Below are 15,941 nucleotides of genomic sequence, written 5' to 3'. Positions count from 1 at the left end.
GAATTGAGTGATCATCCAACCTACGGTCTTGCCGCCGGCGTGTTCTCGAAGGATCTGTCGCAGGCAATGCGGGCGGTCAAACGCGTTGAGGCAGGGACAGTTTGGGTCAATCGTTACGGGCGCTCGCGCGACCACATCCTCCCGACCGGTGGTTACAAGGCATCCGGTATCGGCAAGGACCTTGGCAAGGAAGCCTACAAATCCAACCGTCGGCTAAAGAGCGTTTTGATCGAAATCTGAATTGGCGCCGGAGGTACGCATTATGGCAAACGCTCGTGAAATTCTTGAAAAGTTGATAGGTTTTCCATCCGTCGTGGGCTCGGCGAACGCGCCGATCGTCTCTTACATCAGGGACTATTTCGCTGCGCTCGGCGCGCATGTGAGCGAGCTGCCCGGTCCGGAAGGAAATCGTTCAAATCTGTTCGTGAGCATGGGACCGCGTGATCGAGCCGGCATCATTCTCTCGGGTCATACGGATGTCGTGCCCATAGAGGGTCAGCCTTGGACATCGCCGGCGTTCGCGCTTCGACAAGGGGGCGATCGCCTTTACGGCCGCGGCACCAGCGATATGAAAGGGTTTCTTGCCGCTGCCATGGCCGTCGCAGCTGGAGTCAATGCGGAAAAACTCCGTCGCCCCCTTCACTTTGCATTTTCCTACGACGAAGAGGCAGGATGTCGAGGCGTTCCCCATATGATCGAGGCAATTCCGTCGATCTGCGCCTTGCCGGCGAGCTGCATTGTCGGAGAGCCAAGCCAGATGATCCCGATTCTTGCGCACAAGGGGAAGGCCGCCGTCAAATTCACAGTCGAAGGAACAGCCGGTCATTCGTCGAGACCCGATCGCGGGCTCAATGCCATTCACGGACTGTCCACCTTATTGGCCAAGGCGGTGGCTCAGTCGGATCTGCTGAAGCACGGGCAGCAGAATGAACTCTTTTTGCCGTCATACTCGACCCTTCAGGTCGGTGTGATCGAAGGAGGTCTGTCACTTAACGTCATACCGCAGTTCGCAAGCTTTGATGTCGAGGTTAGAGCCATTCCCGGCGCGGAGCCCTACTCACTGCTTGAACCGATTTTCAAGGCCTTTCCCGAGCTTGAAAAGGTTGGACTCAAAGTCAAAGCTGATCGCTTGTCCGAATATCCAGGAATGGAACTCCCGGAAGATTCCGATTTGGCCACATTGATGACGAGGGCAACTGGCCGGAACCCCATCCGCGCGGTGAGCTACGGGACCGAAGCCGGGCTTTTTGCGAAAACCGGTATTCCCTCAATCATCTGCGGTCCCGGTAACGTCGACCGAGCGCACAAGGTCGATGAATACATTCGCCTGTCGGAGCTCAATGAGTGCTGCTCTGTGCTCGACCGGGTCGCTTCCGACCTGGCTGCGTGATCAGCGAGCGACGTACTCACACATTTTCAAAAGAAGGATTGATCGTAGCCATGGAAGCCACGAACGACCGCATCGAAAAAGATCACTGGAGTATCCCTTCGTCCATCGCGAGGCTTGGGCAGAGCTTGGTTGACGACGAGGTTAGCAGCAATGCATTATGATCAGAAATGTCATTGATCCTTCGGTTCATAAATGGCATCATAATGCTTGATCGTCAGCATCTTGCAATTCTGAGAGAAGTCAGCCGTCGAGGCAGCGTTACCGCGGCCGCCGAAAAGCTGAACGTCACTCAATCCGCCTTGAGCCATACGATCGCAAAGTTCGAGGAACGGCACCGCATCAAGATATGGATGAAATCAGGCCGCGGGCTGCGGTTGACGCAGACAGGTGAGTATCTGCTTTCTGTGGCCGAACGCGTCCTGCCCCAAATGGAACATGCCGAGCGGGTCCTGACCGATTTTGCTATGGGAAGGAGAGGAGCCCTTCGTGTTGGCATGGAATGTCATCCCTGCCAGCGGTGGCTGACCAAGATTGCGACGTCTTATCTCGACAAGTGGCCCGATGTCGATTTCGACGTGCGTACGGCTTTCCGGTTCGACGGTGTCGAGGCACTCCTTGCGTACGAAATCGATCTTCTGATCACACCGGATCCCGTGGACGCGCCGGACCTGCTCTTTACGCCGGTTTTCGAATATGAGTTGGTGCTGATGGTGCATGCGACCCATCCTCTTGCCAACCGGAAATGCGTGCAGCCACAGGATCTTCTCGACGAGGAACTGATCACGGTTCCGGTCACATTGGAGCGGCTGGACATATACACCAAATTCCTTGTTCCCGCCCATTGCCGACCGCGTCAGCACCGCACGGCCGAAACCATCGACCTGATGCTGCAACTCGTCTGTGCGAAAAGGGGTGTTACGGTCCTACCGGATTGGCTGCTGCAGGAAGACGCCGTTGGAATGCCGATACGCGCACTACGCGTGGGCGATACCGGTATACGGAAAAACATCAATCTGGGTGTACGGCGCGGTGAGGAGACCATATCATACATCGACGGTTTTCTAGCGCTTGCCCGCGAGAGGGGGCGCTCGCCTTCGCCGTGATCGCGGAAAGCGAATTTCCCAGCGCCGCCTTGATTCCCTCTCGTCAATCACCGTCGAGGAGATGTTCAGAGCCACGATATTTGCAAGAGGTTATTCGAGCTTGTGCATGTAGGCGGCCATGTCTCGCGTCTTTCCTTCCGTGCGGCATCGCATTGTGATGTCTCGCCTCCGACGTAGGGAAGCAAACGGGATCGGAATAGCAAGCATCGCAAGTGCGGCCTGACTGAGGAAGCTGCCCCCAAAATGGTGACCTGGAACTGCTTCGAGGGTCCAGATGACCAACTGCGGGCGATCACAGCAGCAACCAAGCCACCGACCATAACCCGGGCGATCGCTCTGTCGAGCTTAGCGACTGTGCCGCAGTCCGAACCCAGAGGTTTCGTGTGGTGGTCTTCTGATGTTGTGACCCGGCGGTTGTGTCGCGGAAAGCCTGGAACTGTTCAGGCAAACCGAACCACCTCTATCCTTCAGCTTTGCTCGACAACGAGTTTCGAGATGACGTCTCGGGCAGCTTGGGAAGATGCTTGTACGGCGCCGGCAAGGTAGCCGGCCTCACCTCGGCTCGTCTCGCTCCCGGCTAGGACCAGCCGCTCTTTCCACGGGCTAGCGATCCAGCCCCCTCCAGGGCCATTCGGGTGGCCGGCGGAAAACCAGTCGGCGGATGTCGCAGTCAGCGGGTCGGCAGCCCAGTCCTTGTAGAGGGTCGCTCGTGGATGGGCAGCTTGCGGCCCGAAGATGCGCGTGAACTGGCGGATCGAGGCCTCCTTCAGCGCGACCGCGCCGATTGCTGCACGTTGTTCGGCTCCCATCCCGACGAAGCCGAACAGGGCTGCCTTGCCCGAGTACGTGGTCGCATCATGGATCTCCGTCAAAGGTCCAACCATGCTTTGCGCCGTCCCGGAGAATCCTGCCTCGCGCCAGAAGGGACGATCGTAGATAGCGAAAAATTTGGCGTGTGGCGCCATCCAGGTCGGCGTTTGCCTCCACAGTTCGATCGTGCCTTTCTCCTGGGCCGGCTCGAACTGGACGGTCGCCTCCAGAATACGCGGCGGAAGCGCCGCAATCACCTGTGACGCCTGAATCAGCTCTATACGTCCGTCGGCAAATCTCAAAGACAGCTCGACACCGGTTTCGTTGAGACGCATCGCGGTGACTTGCGCACCGCACCACAGCGCCGCCTCAGGCAAGCCTTGCGCCAGCGCACGAACCAATGAAGCGGATCCTCCGATGAACCTCAGTGCTTCGGGCTCCTGATTCAGTCCGGGATAGCGCTTTGCCGATTCCCGCGACATCCGCTCGAAGACAACGTCGCCATCGCTGTTTTGCGCAAACGTGAGCAGATCGAGTTCGGCAACGAGCGCGGCGATCGCAGGCTGCATTCGAGGCCAGATCCAGGACGGTCCAAGGTCGAAGCCGTCTGCGTCCGGCTGGCCTGTCTCGTTCACGGTCTCGATCCGGCCGCCGAGGGTGGCTCTTGCCTCGATGAGCAGGAATTCGATCTCGGCCGCATGCAGCAGTCGCGCGGTGTGCAGTCCTGCAAAGCCTCCGCCGATAATAGCTACCTTGGTGTTCCTCATTATCTCTCTCCGGGAAGCTGGCTCCCGACAGCGTTGGCCTGTCAGAAGCGGGCGCGCCCGTGACGGTCTTCAAGCGGGGATGACGGTCGGCGGGCTGGTGGGACAAATTTGTGATCCCGCGCACATAGCACGAGGAATGTCGGATCAAAAATTTCCTTGCTTCATGGATCGATAAATTCTGTTCATAACACGGAGGCTCATGCACCTCGTGTTTGTGACCTCGCACCACCATCTCAGTCATCCGCAAAACGTCTGCGGCCGTCGTGGCCTCGAGTGGCCTGCCGGTGGGCAGGCGTCCCAGCAGTGCCGTTCAAGCTTTTCGCCTTGGAACCTCAGCCTGTCGGCCAGTACCAGAAATTCGAGGTTTCGTTGATTTTCAACCACGATCGTTGACCTTGGCGGCCACTGCTCGACCGACACGTGTTCCCGTCCGTCGTCGAGTTGCGCTGAACACTGCCTAAAGAATATCGCTGCAATCGCAACCACGGCAGCAGCAGCATCGCAAATCCTATAAAAATCACCATTCCCCTTACCATGCCAGTTCGAGATGTCATCAACGTGTATGCCGGTTTCTTCGGCAAGCGCTATCTGGTTCGTACCTGCTTTGGGTCAAAGCACTTCCAGTGACCTGAACGTGACGAATTCCAAGATCCTGGTTGCAAACCGTTCCGAAATCACCATACGCGGACTGCGCGCCGCTAACGAACTCCGGGTATATGCTGAATCGGCGCGACGCATGGTGGATGGGTCGCTCGCGTTGTCCGACCCCCGCGCGAGCGCAAGCCGACAGTGCCATGTTCAAATTCGCATTCAATGTGCATTTCGCGAATGAAAATCTCCATACTTGGTCTCTGCGCTGTGAAAATGTCAATTTGTATTACTAATGAAGAATGCTGTTGGGTTTGGGGAGCATAGATCCACGCTATGGATAGATAGAGAGACATGCGGTTTAAGGGACTTGATCTAAATCTCCTAGTCGTGTTCGACGCTTTGATGACTGAGCGTAAGCTCACGGCGGCGGCGCACAGCATCAATCTCAGTCAGCCGGCCATGAGCGCGGCTGTCGCCCGGTTGCGCGCCTATTTCCAAGATGAGCTGTTTACGATGACGGGCCGCGAATTTATCCCGACGGCGCGGGCGGAAGGTATTGCACCTGCGGTGCGCGAGGCTCTGCTGCAAGTTCAGCTCTCTATTATTTCCTGGCAGCCGTTTGATCCGGCCCAATCGGATCGTCGCTTCAAAATCGCGCTTTCCGATTACGTCACTCTTGTATTTTTTGAAAAAGTTGTGGAGCGTGTGGCGCGGCAAGCTCCCGGCGTCAGCTTCGAATTTTTCCCTCCCGCCGACCACAATGAAGATCTTCTCCAGCGCGGCGACGTCGATCTTCTCATATTGCCGGAAATATTCATGTCGAATGCCCATCCTCATGCGAGGCTTTTCGACGATTTACACGTGTGCGTAGGCTGTCGCTCGAACAAGCAGCTGGCAGAGCCACTTACATTCGAGAGATACATGTCGATGGGGCACGTTGTCGCTAAGTTCGGAAGTTTTCGGAGGCCAGGCCTCGAGGAATGGTATTTGCGCGAGCACGGTCGCAAGAGACGCATCGACGTCGTGGTACACGGCTTCAGCATGATTGCGCCCGTGCTGTCCAACACTGACCGTATAGGAACCATGCCCTTACGGCTGGCGCAGCATTTAGCAAAAACAATACCCCTTCGAATTGTCGACCTTCCGCTGCCACAACATCTTCCCTTCACCGAGGCCGTGCAATGGCATGCGCTTCACAATAGTGATCCGGCAAGCGTCTGGATGCGCGACATGCTATTCCAGGAAGCGGCCCGTATGACATCACCGCTTGTAGCTGCCGAGCCCCTCATCAACCAGGACCAGCACGAATGTTGTCCAGCTCATCTCTGATCTGAAAACTTCGTCGGGCGACTGAACTGCAAAAATGTTGGTATGGCACCGTTGCCGGTGGAGCAGCCCCAATGCCGCGGGTGCGCTTGTCCGCTCCCCGCCCAGCCTTGCGGCCACCACGATCATGAATGGGACATCTGTCGAGATCGCAGTGCTCTGACATTCCGGTGAGTTCGCGTGATCTGTAATCATCTGATCCCGTTTAATCCGCAAGGACACGCCAGAGTATATGGAGGCGATCGGCAACCAAGGAAACCATTTCTTCGATAGACCCGGCAGGTTCCGGATGCCGCGGCCTGGAAAGATCAAGCCGGACAGCGAATTCCAGGATGCGGGGTGGCAGAGCGGGATATCATATCCAGAATCGAACTAATCCATCTCCGAAAGAACCGGCTTGATTTCCCCAGCCATTCGAACGCAAGACTGCGTTTCATATCGAGCATTTTCCGCATTGTATATGCGACCTCACATAACCCTCCAGATTGCGACGTGAAGCCGGCCGGCATTCCGATCAAAGACCGGCCGCCATTCCGATTTGAAGCCGGCCACCGTTCCGATCAAAGACCGGCCAGTTTTCGGCACTGAAGATCACTCCCTGGTCAGCAACTTTGGCATCAAATACCTCGCGATGAACGAGGGGATTTTGTTGCCGGCAAAGACAAGGCTGACCATGAGACATTTGCGACAAATGCTGCGACTTGCAGCAAGCGGAACCAGCTCGCGTGAGATTGCCGTCCTGTTGGGAATTGCGCGAAGCACGGTGCAGTATAATCTGCAGCGCGCAGCGGCGGTTGGGTTAAACTGGCCGTTGCCTGGGGACCTTGCTGACGATGCGCTCGAGAGCAAACTCTTCGCTCGGAATGGCATCAAACAGGGCACGAGAAGGCGGGTCGAGACCAATTGGTCCGAACCGTAGCAGATACCCCTTGTGATTGAGCGTCTCAGCGAAACCTATTTACCCTTCATCGGACCATTGGGTAATTAATTGATGTCATGAGATACATCCAAACGTCGAATAAACCAAAGCAATTACCCTTGCAGCTTGGCCCTGCGGCAGTCCAAGTGATCCATGCAGGCCGTGAGGATCTGACGCGAGAACACTGGGCGATCTCAATCAGCACATTTGCGAGAGAGCCGTCCGAAGAACGGGTCATTCCTGTCAATGGAGTGGAGAGAATCATTTGGGAGATGGATACTCATCATCCAAACAATCGATTTTGCAATCTAGGTAAATTCCGCATAGTGCATTTTGTTGTTCGCCAATTCTTCGGAGCAATCAAAATGCACGTTCTCGATGTTGGGGAAATGGCCCAGCTCTTCGTCAAAGCGTTTAAATTGGTTGCGATTTTCGCTACCGCATGCGTTGTGCTCGAGGTGATCTTTCCGGCTTACCGATACAGCTTTGCCTCGTACATTCGCGGTGCGCGGAATTGGATTATCCGTATCGGATGCGGCACTTTAATTTGGCACTTCTACGCTTTGGGTTTGAAATGGTTGGGGGTTAAGCCGCTCGTAACGATCAATTTTGGTGCGTTGCTTCACTCTAATAACCCGATCGCCAATACTGGCTTCGCCGTCCTTTCGGGCGTTCTAGTCGCGATTGCTGGTGACTTCTTTTACTACTGGATGCACCGTGCTCAGCACGCCGTTCCATTTCTGTGGCGCCTGCACGCGACCCATCATTCAATCCGCGAACTGACGGCGTGGAATTGCAACCACCATATTTCCGAGCCATTTGTTTACGCGGCGTTTGTAGCACTCCCACTCGCGCTAATTCACTTCGAATCAGGCGTCGTGCCCGTTGCTGCCATGGCGCTGATTACCTTTCAGGCCCATCTTTCCCACTCTAGCACACGCTTTAATTTGGGGCCACTTCGGTACCTCATCGGCGATAATAAATTCCATCGTATTCATCACTCCACGGAATTCCACCACCGGCATAAAAACTATGGCTTCTTTACAACCGTTTGGGACACGATTTTCCGTACTGCATACTGGCCGAAAACGAATGAGTGGCCGGAAGTTGGCATGCGAAATCAGCCCGAACCGCTCACCGTACGCGACTTCATTATGTTCCCGTTTGATCAACGCCGCTGGCGCAAAGCTAAAGCCGGAAGTGGTACACAGGGAATTAAAACTGGAGGATTGAACGCGGTAGAGAGAGATGGTCCCATTCATTCGGACAGGAGTTCTGCAATTTAGAGCGCAAAGCGCTGCTTGTTAAGTTGCCGTTTCTATCGTTGGGGGTCGCGCAGCAACTCTGATCCGAGTCCGGTCTGCCGCACTACTGTCAGGCGCAACAGGTCAGGCCGCAGGACAAATTGGCCGATCACATTAAGCGGCTGAACCGGACGGATGCTGAGGAGGGGAAGCTAGAGGCAATCATCCGCCCAGAGACTTATCAATGTGATGCCATCATCCGGCTTGCACAGACCGGTTCTGCCGTTAATCGCGCCAGCGCCTTCGTCAATTCGCTTGTCAGAAGGACCTACGAGAATTTGATCCGCAGACCCGTCTCCTTGTTTCGGAGGGATTTTCTCCATAGTGCGCCCTATAAACTGCGGCGAATCTTCCGAATTGAAAGAACCCCCATTTCAGGCAGATTTCCTTCATGAGCATGCGGTTTTCTGGATCGAGCAGGTCCTCGCGCGCTGCCCGGAGCCGAAGCATCTGTAGATAAGCTGCCGGCGTTGTATTCTTGAAAGCACGAAAACCTGCTTCGAGTGCCCTGGTGGAAACACCCGCTGCATCTGCCACCATTGGCATTGTAATCGGCTGGTTAACATTGGCACACATGAACTCGATCCCACGGCGGACGTGGCCGGGAGCAATCATGTGTGGCTTCTTATCCAGCAGATGCGATAACCGATGAGGCACCATCCGTATTACGACATCGGCTAGCGCCTGCGTAATATGAGCCGTGGCTATGGGACTCTGACAAAGGGGACCATTATCACGTATTCCGTCGATAATCGCTTCCGTGAGATTGCCGATTGTCCGGCCAACTGGCGTTGAAAGGTCGACTTCGGGCAACAGGTCGAGCGAGCCGCTAAACGGGATATCGAAAGTTTCGCCAATGGTCCGTTGGATCAAAGACCAATTAAGCACCAGCTCATCTATTAAATTGGATTGCCCTTGTATAGAAATGCTATCTAGTTCGAAATTCCTGTAAAGAAGCAATTTCTCTTCCCGGGCCTCAGCCATGCGCGAACCGTACGTGACACCCATGCCGCCTCTGCGAGGCACCACGATCGATAGATGCTCTGTAGCTTCAGAACACCACTGAGCGCGGAACTGAAACCCGGTCTGATGGTGACCGGTAATCAATGTTGCGTTTTCACACCCCGCAAGATCGAGCGCCCAATAGAAGTCCCGAGTACGACCGACGAGATCGGCGTCGAATGTGCCGAAAACCGCTCCGAGGGATTCGATCATGCTATCGAACGTCGAGCCACGATATCGAAAAACGGTATTCTCAGCGCTATTTTCCATCATGCATCTCCAGGCTCAATCCTGCTGCTCGGTCATGCTGGTTCAATGACCAAGCCGGTGATCTAGCTGTGTGCTCGTGCATTCCGAGTTGTGATTACGCATCCTCGATTCCCTTCAACGTGCGGCAACATTCGACTTTCCGCGACAGTAAACCGCCCTCTTCGCCGGCTAACTGAGATTGATCTGCGGGCCGCAGTGAGTTTGGCTCGGTCATCAAAGCATCGAACACGACCGGGAGATTTAGATCAAAGTCCTTTGAACCGCAGGTTTCTTCGACAGACGGGTGACCAAATCCCGATCGCCAGAATTTCAATGTGCGTGGGACTGCGTAAGTTTGCCAACGGGCATTCGGCGCTTCGGGTAAGCAGTCGAGGTGCCTCACAGCTCCGGTCCGTTCCGGTCGATTGTCGTACCGGCTGGCCAATCGGAGATTGGCCGTCCAACAGGCAGAATAATGACAAGTGGGTCCTCGACCCGCGTGGGCGGCAAGTCAGTACGCGCGTGTGGCAGCGTGGATCGTACGCTAATCTCCGACACAACAGTCACCGGACAGTTTCGCCCGAACCTCTCAATGTGTTTTTGCAATGCGGGCCGCACCGTGCCGAAAGCAAACGGAACAGCCAGTTCGCGCAACACCGGAAGCATGGCTTGGATCGAATGTCCTATCCCCAAACCCTCAAGATCCGGACGCACACCATATAGTCCGAGCTCAGCCACCAACTGATCGGTTGTGCCAACCTTTATGAAGCGGCGCAGCAATCCCATGTGAGCCGCGACCCCATTAGCGTCATAGGTGATTGCACGAAGCTCAGGTCTTGCTCCGGCCCAGCTTTGGCTGCCCTCGAACGGCTTTGCATTAAAGGCCCCGGTTGGTCCATAGGTCTTTCGAAAAAACTCGGCGAGTTCGACATGTTCGGCGAGTTCCAACTCGCTTTCCCAGCGCAATTTCCACTGCACGTCGGCGCGCATACAAGACCTCTTATTTGCTGTTGACCGGAGTTCGGAGATATCGAACCTTCGTCAAAGTTTATCGCTCGAGTTTGCCGCAAGCAGCAATCGGAACGCGGCGTATCGGCCGCCCAGTCTCTTGAAATTTCCCAGATCCGAGTGATGACATTGGTTCTCAATGTGGCTCTCAAGGGGGATATTCGGTGACCGAAGCGCGATATCATAAGGCCAATCAAATCAGAAATGGCATTACTGCATGAATCGATGAACAGCGCTCATAATGCTCGGTTTCAGGTGGCTCCAGCAGATAAATGGGAACCAATATCTTGCGGATCTTTTGAATTCCTCGCAAAGCCCTGCTCGAACGTCAGCCGCAAACATCGATCGTATTTCCATTTTCGGCCATTGGCCGCATGGCAGAGCCGGACCCTGAAGGATGGCACGAAATACTTTTTGTCGTCGAAGGAGCGCTGCGTTTGATCCAACCAGGCGAGGCGCGGGACTATGCCGCGGGCGAGTTTGTCACCTACAGCACGGCTCAGCACTATTCCTACTGCAACGTTGAGAAGAAGATCGTTCGCTTCATTCGCAACGTCGTCTCGTAGAACGAAATACCGCCCGGCGGGGAGATAGTGCACGTATGCCGTCATTGTGGTGAAACAGCCCGACGAAGTCTAAGATATGAAACAAATTGGCTAAACACCGGACCGCCTGTCCAGAAGCGCGGATCAGCGCAAGCGGAAATGCGGCTCAGATCGAAGCGACAATTAACAGTGTAGTCTTCGTGTAGGCTGTTCAGCTCAATGCGGAGCGTTATAGTTCGACTGAACGTGCTCCAAGAAGAGGGAAAGCAACTCGGCTTGGGTCGAAATATTCAGTTTTTCGTATGCGCGTTTGCGATGGGTCTTCACGGTGGTGATTGAAATTCCGAGATTGTAGGAAATCGATTCCGAGGAGTGACCGCGCAGGATCATTGTCACGACCTCCCGTTCACGCGACGTTAGACAGGCACCAAAGGTTTCGAACCCAATCCTTGCGTTCGGTCTAGGCGCCTCTTCTTCAGATGCAGGTCGGGATTCCGAATAGCTCCAATAGGCGTGGAATGCAGCCTCGATCACCGGCATTCTTGCTTGGAAGAGTCGGATCGCCTCATCCGCAAAGCCGCCTCGGTCGGTAGCGCGATAGAGGCCTATTTCAGCTGTAACCAAATTTCCTAACGAGACTGCAATATCGATCTCTTCGAGGCCCTGTGGCCAGCCTTCAGTGACATAGCCAATCTCTTCACGCTCAGACAGGACCACTTCATATCCCTTGTAGAGCTCGCTTTGGAGATATGCATCGGGGGCCAGGTCACGAATGCGGTAGACGCCAGAGTGGAGCCCCGTCTGATGCCTTTGGAAAAAGGCGTTCAGGACGTAGGTGCTGGTCAGATAGGTCATCATCCCAGCGCGGGCCGTCTCATTTCTGAAGTCATCGTAAAGATGTATTGGCGGTTCAGAGCCGCGGTACACGACCATCGTAAGCGTGTCGACAGCTGCATCCGTTCGGATCCACTCGGCAAGACGCGCACAAAAATCAGTTTCCCGACATGACGCAATCATTTCGCCGATCTGCTTGTACTCTGCTGTATGCAGCATTCGCCCGCCCAAGAAGCCAGCCAGCCCGACCAGGACGCGGTCAACTGCTGGTTTTTTCGGTTTGCGCGCCGAGCGCGGCGCTGTTGGTGTGTTTTAGCGTAGCGGTTCGTATTTTTCTATCGAAGAATCTCGAGCAGCAAGGGCGATGAAAGTCCGCCCGTTTCAGATCGGCCGCGGTTGGGAACGCTCGCAAGTGATCGACGCTGTAGTCCTCTGGGAGGATAGCGGAAAAAGGCACGTTCACGGTAGCTGACCTCAGGCGTCTGCATCAGCAGACATGTTCGAACAGGAGGTAGCCTCATGAAATACGCCCGTATGGTCATTGAAAAGGAATCGCCGGAAGAATACGGCTACGACCTGATTAAGTACAATCTTTCTGAAAGCTCTATTACAGATCAGAGACTGTCTGACATCGGCGTCGTTATTCCGGACGTCAAGCTTCTCTATGGCGAGCATCGTGGCGATCCGGAGCTGCGTAAGCTGGTTGTCGAGAAGGACGACGGCCTATCTGCGGAGCACGTCCTCATGGCTCCTGGTGCTGCGGGGGCTCTGTTTATTATCTCTACTACGCTCCTTTCGCAGAACGACCATCTCGTCGTCGTGCGGCCGAACTATGCTACGAACATCGAAACGCCGAAAGCGATCGGTTGCGAAATCACATATATCGATCTCGATTTCGACAGAGGCTTTTCTGTCGACATCGATAAGGTCGCAAACTCGCTAAGACCCAACACGCGCTTCATCAGCGTCACTTGCCCACATAATCCGAGTGGCACCACGATGTCGCGCGCCGAGCTCGACCGTTTGATTCAGATCGCCGAGGATCACGGCTGCTATCTACTCGTTGATGAGACCTACCGAGATCTGAGCTATGAAGCGAAGCTTCCGACAGCTGCCTCGCTGAGCAAAAAGGCGATTAGCGTAGCCTCGCTTTCGAAGGCATACGGCATCCCGGGTATCCGCGTTGGGTGGCTGATCACGCAGGACGAGGTGCTCTACGAACGCTTCCTTTCTGCGAAGGAACAGATCGCGATTTGCGGTTCGATCCTGGACGAAACTGTCGCTCTCGAGCTCCTCAAGAAAAGCGAGCAGTTCCTCGCGAAGGTGCTGCCGGAAATGCGCAGGCGCCGCGACATCGTTCAAGAATGGATTAATGGCGAGCCTCTCGTCGAATGGGTCAGGCCGTCAGGTGGTGTCGTGGGCTTCCCGCGCCTGAAGGTTTCCGCGGACTTTGACGCCGGCGCCTTCTACAGATCGCTCCTCGACGAGCACGGCACCTATGTCGGGCCTGGCCATTGGTTTCAAATGCCGGGCAACTACTTCCGCGTTGGTTTCGGGTGGCCGACGGAAGAAGAACTTCGTGGTGGTCTGAAGGCGATCTCCGCCGCGCTTGACGCTTACAGATAAGGCAGGTATGCAGCTGTATCCGGCGGCGGTGCAGGTTTCGACGTCACCGTTGCACATGATGCTGCGGAGATCACTCGATGTCTCGAGGCACCAATCTGCAAGCGACGAAGTCGCGGCAAGGAAGCGGCCGCGATTTCGAACGCTCCCAAGGTCTGCCAAGTAACTCACACTGCAGACGAAAATGAACCTCAATGAAGAGATCATGGTGCTCAGGATTCAGCTGGCCACTAAGGCTGCAAAACGCGCAGCTGAGAAAGAGGCTGGAGCGGTTTAAACGACTGAATAACGCGACCCGTTGCCCTCTTGAGCGGGATTGATTTCAAAGTACGTTAAACGGCGACAGGCCGCCGTATTTGGCGTTCCAGTTGTAAAAGGTCGTCTCGGAAATCCGCTGCCTACGGCAAAGATCTGCCGCTTTCGCTTCGGCCTCCTGCTCCTTCAACACCGCTATGATCTGCTCTTCCGTAAATCGCTGCTTCTTCATAAATCCGCCTCAATGGGCCGAACTCTAATCCATATTGTAGGGAAATACAGTGGCAGGTCAGTTTCTTCCACGTTTGAGTGCGGCAGAAAGACGTGCCAATCCGCTTACGATTTGGCCGCCGATTGGGTGACTTTCAAACTCAGCCGCGTGGAACGCCAAGGGTGGTCGACCGCCGGACACGCTGCATCTTCCCTGCGCTACGTCACTCTGTGGAAAAGCTCTAGCCGCTGCACTCACGTCCGACCCTATGGCACCGGTACGCAGCGAGTGTGACACTTCAACTCCTCGTTTTCTCGCGCTGCTATCGCACGCTCGTGAACAGTGCGATCCGGTTTGTTTCCCGGATCTCGAATTTCATCGTTGCGCCGTCTCGTACGAGCAGCGGGGTGCGGCGATCGATACGCGCGTGGAGGGTTTCCACTGCTCCTGCAACTACGAGGCCCTTCTGCCCCATTTGGTCCGCTGGAACAAAAACTGGATCAAACACCGGCCGGCAACATTGAAAACGTCGCGCCGCTTCAGTCATTGTTATCGTTGGGGAACAATAGGGTTGGCTACCGTCGCCTCCCAAGAGCGCTATCTTCCCGGCAAGAGGCGTCGGGTAGCCGTCAAAGATTGTAAATGAGGTAAGCCCAGCCCGTAAACCTTCTTCGTCAACAAATAGCGAGTGCATGTCGTCGAAGCGGATCATCTGAATCAGATCGCTTCCAATTAAGTCGGAGATCGCTGCAATGCTGTTTCGATCACAAAGCTCAGCAGCACGAAAGGTAGCGGTGTCGGAATCCAACAAATACACGAAATTTTCCATATTCTTTACCCTCAAATTCTTGAAAAAGGCCCGCTGCCGAGGTTGCCTGGCAATGATGGAGAGGCTCGTATGCCATCCGCGAGCTTGCTTTGAGACGGCGATCATCTGCCGGCCGGTCGGGGCACTGCCGGAAGACGCTATGCGGATCTTGCGGGTCGGTAAAATCGATTGTTTGGATTGGACCCATTTATGTTTCACATGGCTGCAAGTCCAATACACGAAGTCGCTTGCCGAGGCGGCCAACCAGCTTCAGTGACTGGTGGAGCGCGAGAATTTAATCGCACGCGGAGTCTCCACCACACAGCCTTATAAGAATCAAACAGACCTCCACAGCTGTGCTTAATGGGGGTGGGTGTTGGTGGGGTCTTGTATCCGAGCGATGAGTGCGCCTGGAAATGGTTGTACAACACGACGACAGAACACCCACGGGACCGCCGTTCGCGAGCTTTTGTATCCGTGGCATCCCTGGTCCGGGCGGTTTGTTCACGTCCATGAGGCGTTGTCCAAAGGGACGCATATTTTCCGCTGCAACCTTTCTGGGTCTTCTTCTGATCGACTTCTTGAAGTCCCAGCATGGATGTTCGACCGCTCCGTGAGTGGTTTTTGGCGCAGCCTGCAAGTTCCGCACGTCGCACGTCGATATCGCGACACTGCATAGTTTGGCGAAGTTACTGGAAGTCGCCGATGCTTCATCTACGCGGGGCCAAGTATGATGAAGGTCTCGCTTTTTGCGATCCCCTCGCGCGAACGGACCGCTGTCACAAGCGCGTTGAGTTCGCTCATGGTGGAGACCTCGACTTCCGCGATCACGTCCCAGGTCCCATTCGTATTATAGGCAGCAGCAATTCCTGGAATACGCTTGATCGCCGCTATGACCCCCTTGACTGGGGAGTCGGCAAATTCAATCAGCATAACAGCTCGAAGCTGATCATCGCGAACTTCGTCCCGCAGACGGACCGTAAACCCCCTGATGTCCCCGTTTTCGATCAAGCGATCGAGACGCCTCTGCGCCGTTACCCTCGAGACCCCTAATATTTGCGCCAGCTGAGGAATAGAGGCGCGGCCGTTGATGCGGAGCTCGGCGATCATACGGTGATCGAGACTGTCCATCAAGAAGTGTACCTTTTGGTGACCGTGTGTATCGAAATCGTCAGTTTAGCTTAAAAATAAACACT

At 55.1% G+C, this 15,941-nt stretch carries 14 protein-coding genes and 1 pseudogene; 8 read left to right on the top strand and 7 right to left on the bottom strand.

The genetic code is table 11. The annotated features are described in order from the left end of the window. The 3 genes from AS026_RS36545 to AS026_RS36535 all read left to right on the top strand — a co-directional run. Positions 1–240, top strand: a 240-nt coding sequence (locus AS026_RS36545) for an aldehyde dehydrogenase family protein (RefSeq protein ID WP_131815341.1), incomplete at its 5' end; no start/stop codon positions are given. Between the two features lie 22 nt (positions 241–262). Then, positions 263–1,390, top strand: a complete 1,128-nt coding sequence (gene argE, locus AS026_RS36540) for an acetylornithine deacetylase (protein ID WP_028748649.1) — start codon at positions 263–265, stop codon at positions 1,388–1,390. Between the two features lie 203 nt (positions 1,391–1,593). Then, complete coding sequence (locus AS026_RS36535) at positions 1,594–2,493, top strand: LysR family transcriptional regulator (protein WP_040679154.1); 900 nt, start codon at positions 1,594–1,596, stop codon at positions 2,491–2,493. Between the two features lie 467 nt (positions 2,494–2,960). On the opposite strand, the gene AS026_RS36530 is transcribed toward AS026_RS36535, so the two are convergent. Further along, positions 2,961–4,070, bottom strand: coding sequence for a flavin monoamine oxidase family protein (locus AS026_RS36530; RefSeq protein ID WP_062369808.1), 1,110 nt, complete (start codon positions 4,068–4,070; stop codon positions 2,961–2,963). Between the two features lie 942 nt (positions 4,071–5,012). On the opposite strand from AS026_RS36530, the gene AS026_RS36525 reads away from it, so the two are divergent. From AS026_RS36525 to AS026_RS36515, 3 genes are all read left to right on the top strand, one after another. After that, complete coding sequence (locus AS026_RS36525; RefSeq protein WP_028748646.1) at positions 5,013–5,990, top strand: LysR family transcriptional regulator; 978 nt, start codon at positions 5,013–5,015, stop codon at positions 5,988–5,990. Between the two features lie 628 nt (positions 5,991–6,618). Next, positions 6,619–6,906: a sigma factor-like helix-turn-helix DNA-binding protein gene (locus AS026_RS44330; RefSeq protein ID WP_328285785.1), complete on the top strand. Its 288-nt coding sequence runs from the start codon at positions 6,619–6,621 to the stop codon at positions 6,904–6,906. Between the two features lie 77 nt (positions 6,907–6,983). Then, complete coding sequence (locus tag AS026_RS36515; protein ID WP_235777153.1) at positions 6,984–8,192, top strand: sterol desaturase family protein; 1,209 nt, start codon at positions 6,984–6,986, stop codon at positions 8,190–8,192. A gap of 276 nt (positions 8,193–8,468) precedes the next feature. Here the strand turns inward: AS026_RS36515 and AS026_RS36510 are convergent, their stop codons facing one another. Both AS026_RS36510 and AS026_RS36505 read right to left on the bottom strand, forming a co-directional pair. Then, positions 8,469–9,485, bottom strand: a complete 1,017-nt coding sequence (locus AS026_RS36510; protein WP_028748644.1) for a helix-turn-helix transcriptional regulator — start codon at positions 9,483–9,485, stop codon at positions 8,469–8,471. 375 nt (positions 9,486–9,860) lie between these two features. Further along, a complete protein-coding gene (locus AS026_RS36505) occupies positions 9,861–10,451 on the bottom strand; it encodes a NodA family N-acyltransferase (protein WP_028748643.1) in 591 nt (196 codons plus the stop codon). 455 nt (positions 10,452–10,906) lie between these two features. Between AS026_RS36505 and AS026_RS44085 the strand changes: the two genes are divergently transcribed. Next, positions 10,907–11,035 carry a hypothetical protein gene (locus AS026_RS44085; protein ID WP_268871451.1) on the top strand — a complete coding sequence of 43 codons (129 nt, stop codon included), beginning with the start codon at positions 10,907–10,909 and terminating at the stop codon, positions 11,033–11,035. 195 nt (positions 11,036–11,230) lie between these two features. On the opposite strand, the gene AS026_RS36495 is transcribed toward AS026_RS44085, so the two are convergent. After that, complete coding sequence (locus AS026_RS36495; RefSeq protein ID WP_007539333.1) at positions 11,231–12,067, bottom strand: helix-turn-helix transcriptional regulator; 837 nt, start codon at positions 12,065–12,067, stop codon at positions 11,231–11,233. Between the two features lie 300 nt (positions 12,068–12,367). Here AS026_RS36495 and AS026_RS36490 point away from each other — a divergent pair, with 300 nt between their 5' ends. After that, entirely contained in the window at positions 12,368–13,474 is a 1,107-nt protein-coding gene (locus AS026_RS36490) for an aminotransferase class I/II-fold pyridoxal phosphate-dependent enzyme (protein ID WP_028748641.1), read from the top strand. Between the two features lie 340 nt (positions 13,475–13,814). On the opposite strand, the pseudogene AS026_RS36485 reads toward AS026_RS36490, so the two are convergent. The 3 genes and pseudogenes from AS026_RS36485 to AS026_RS36475 all read right to left on the bottom strand — a co-directional run. Continuing rightward, positions 13,815–13,958: pseudogene (locus tag AS026_RS36485) on the bottom strand (transposase); the annotation flags it as partial. 301 nt (positions 13,959–14,259) lie between these two features. Beyond that, positions 14,260–14,964, bottom strand: coding sequence for a DUF3846 domain-containing protein (locus AS026_RS36480; RefSeq protein ID WP_245307465.1), 705 nt, complete (start codon positions 14,962–14,964; stop codon positions 14,260–14,262). A 495-nt stretch (positions 14,965–15,459) separates the two neighbouring features. Then, on the bottom strand, positions 15,460–15,876 hold the full coding sequence (locus tag AS026_RS36475; RefSeq protein WP_028748640.1) for an Lrp/AsnC family transcriptional regulator: 417 nt from the start codon (positions 15,874–15,876) through the stop codon (positions 15,460–15,462). Between the last annotated feature and the right edge of the window lie 65 nt (positions 15,877–15,941).

Origin of the sequence: Rhizobium altiplani (assembly GCF_001542405.1) — a bacterium.
GTDB classification, from domain to species: Bacteria; Pseudomonadota; Alphaproteobacteria; order Rhizobiales; family Rhizobiaceae; genus Rhizobium; species Rhizobium altiplani.
This window is presented reverse-complemented; position numbering and strand designations above follow the sequence as displayed.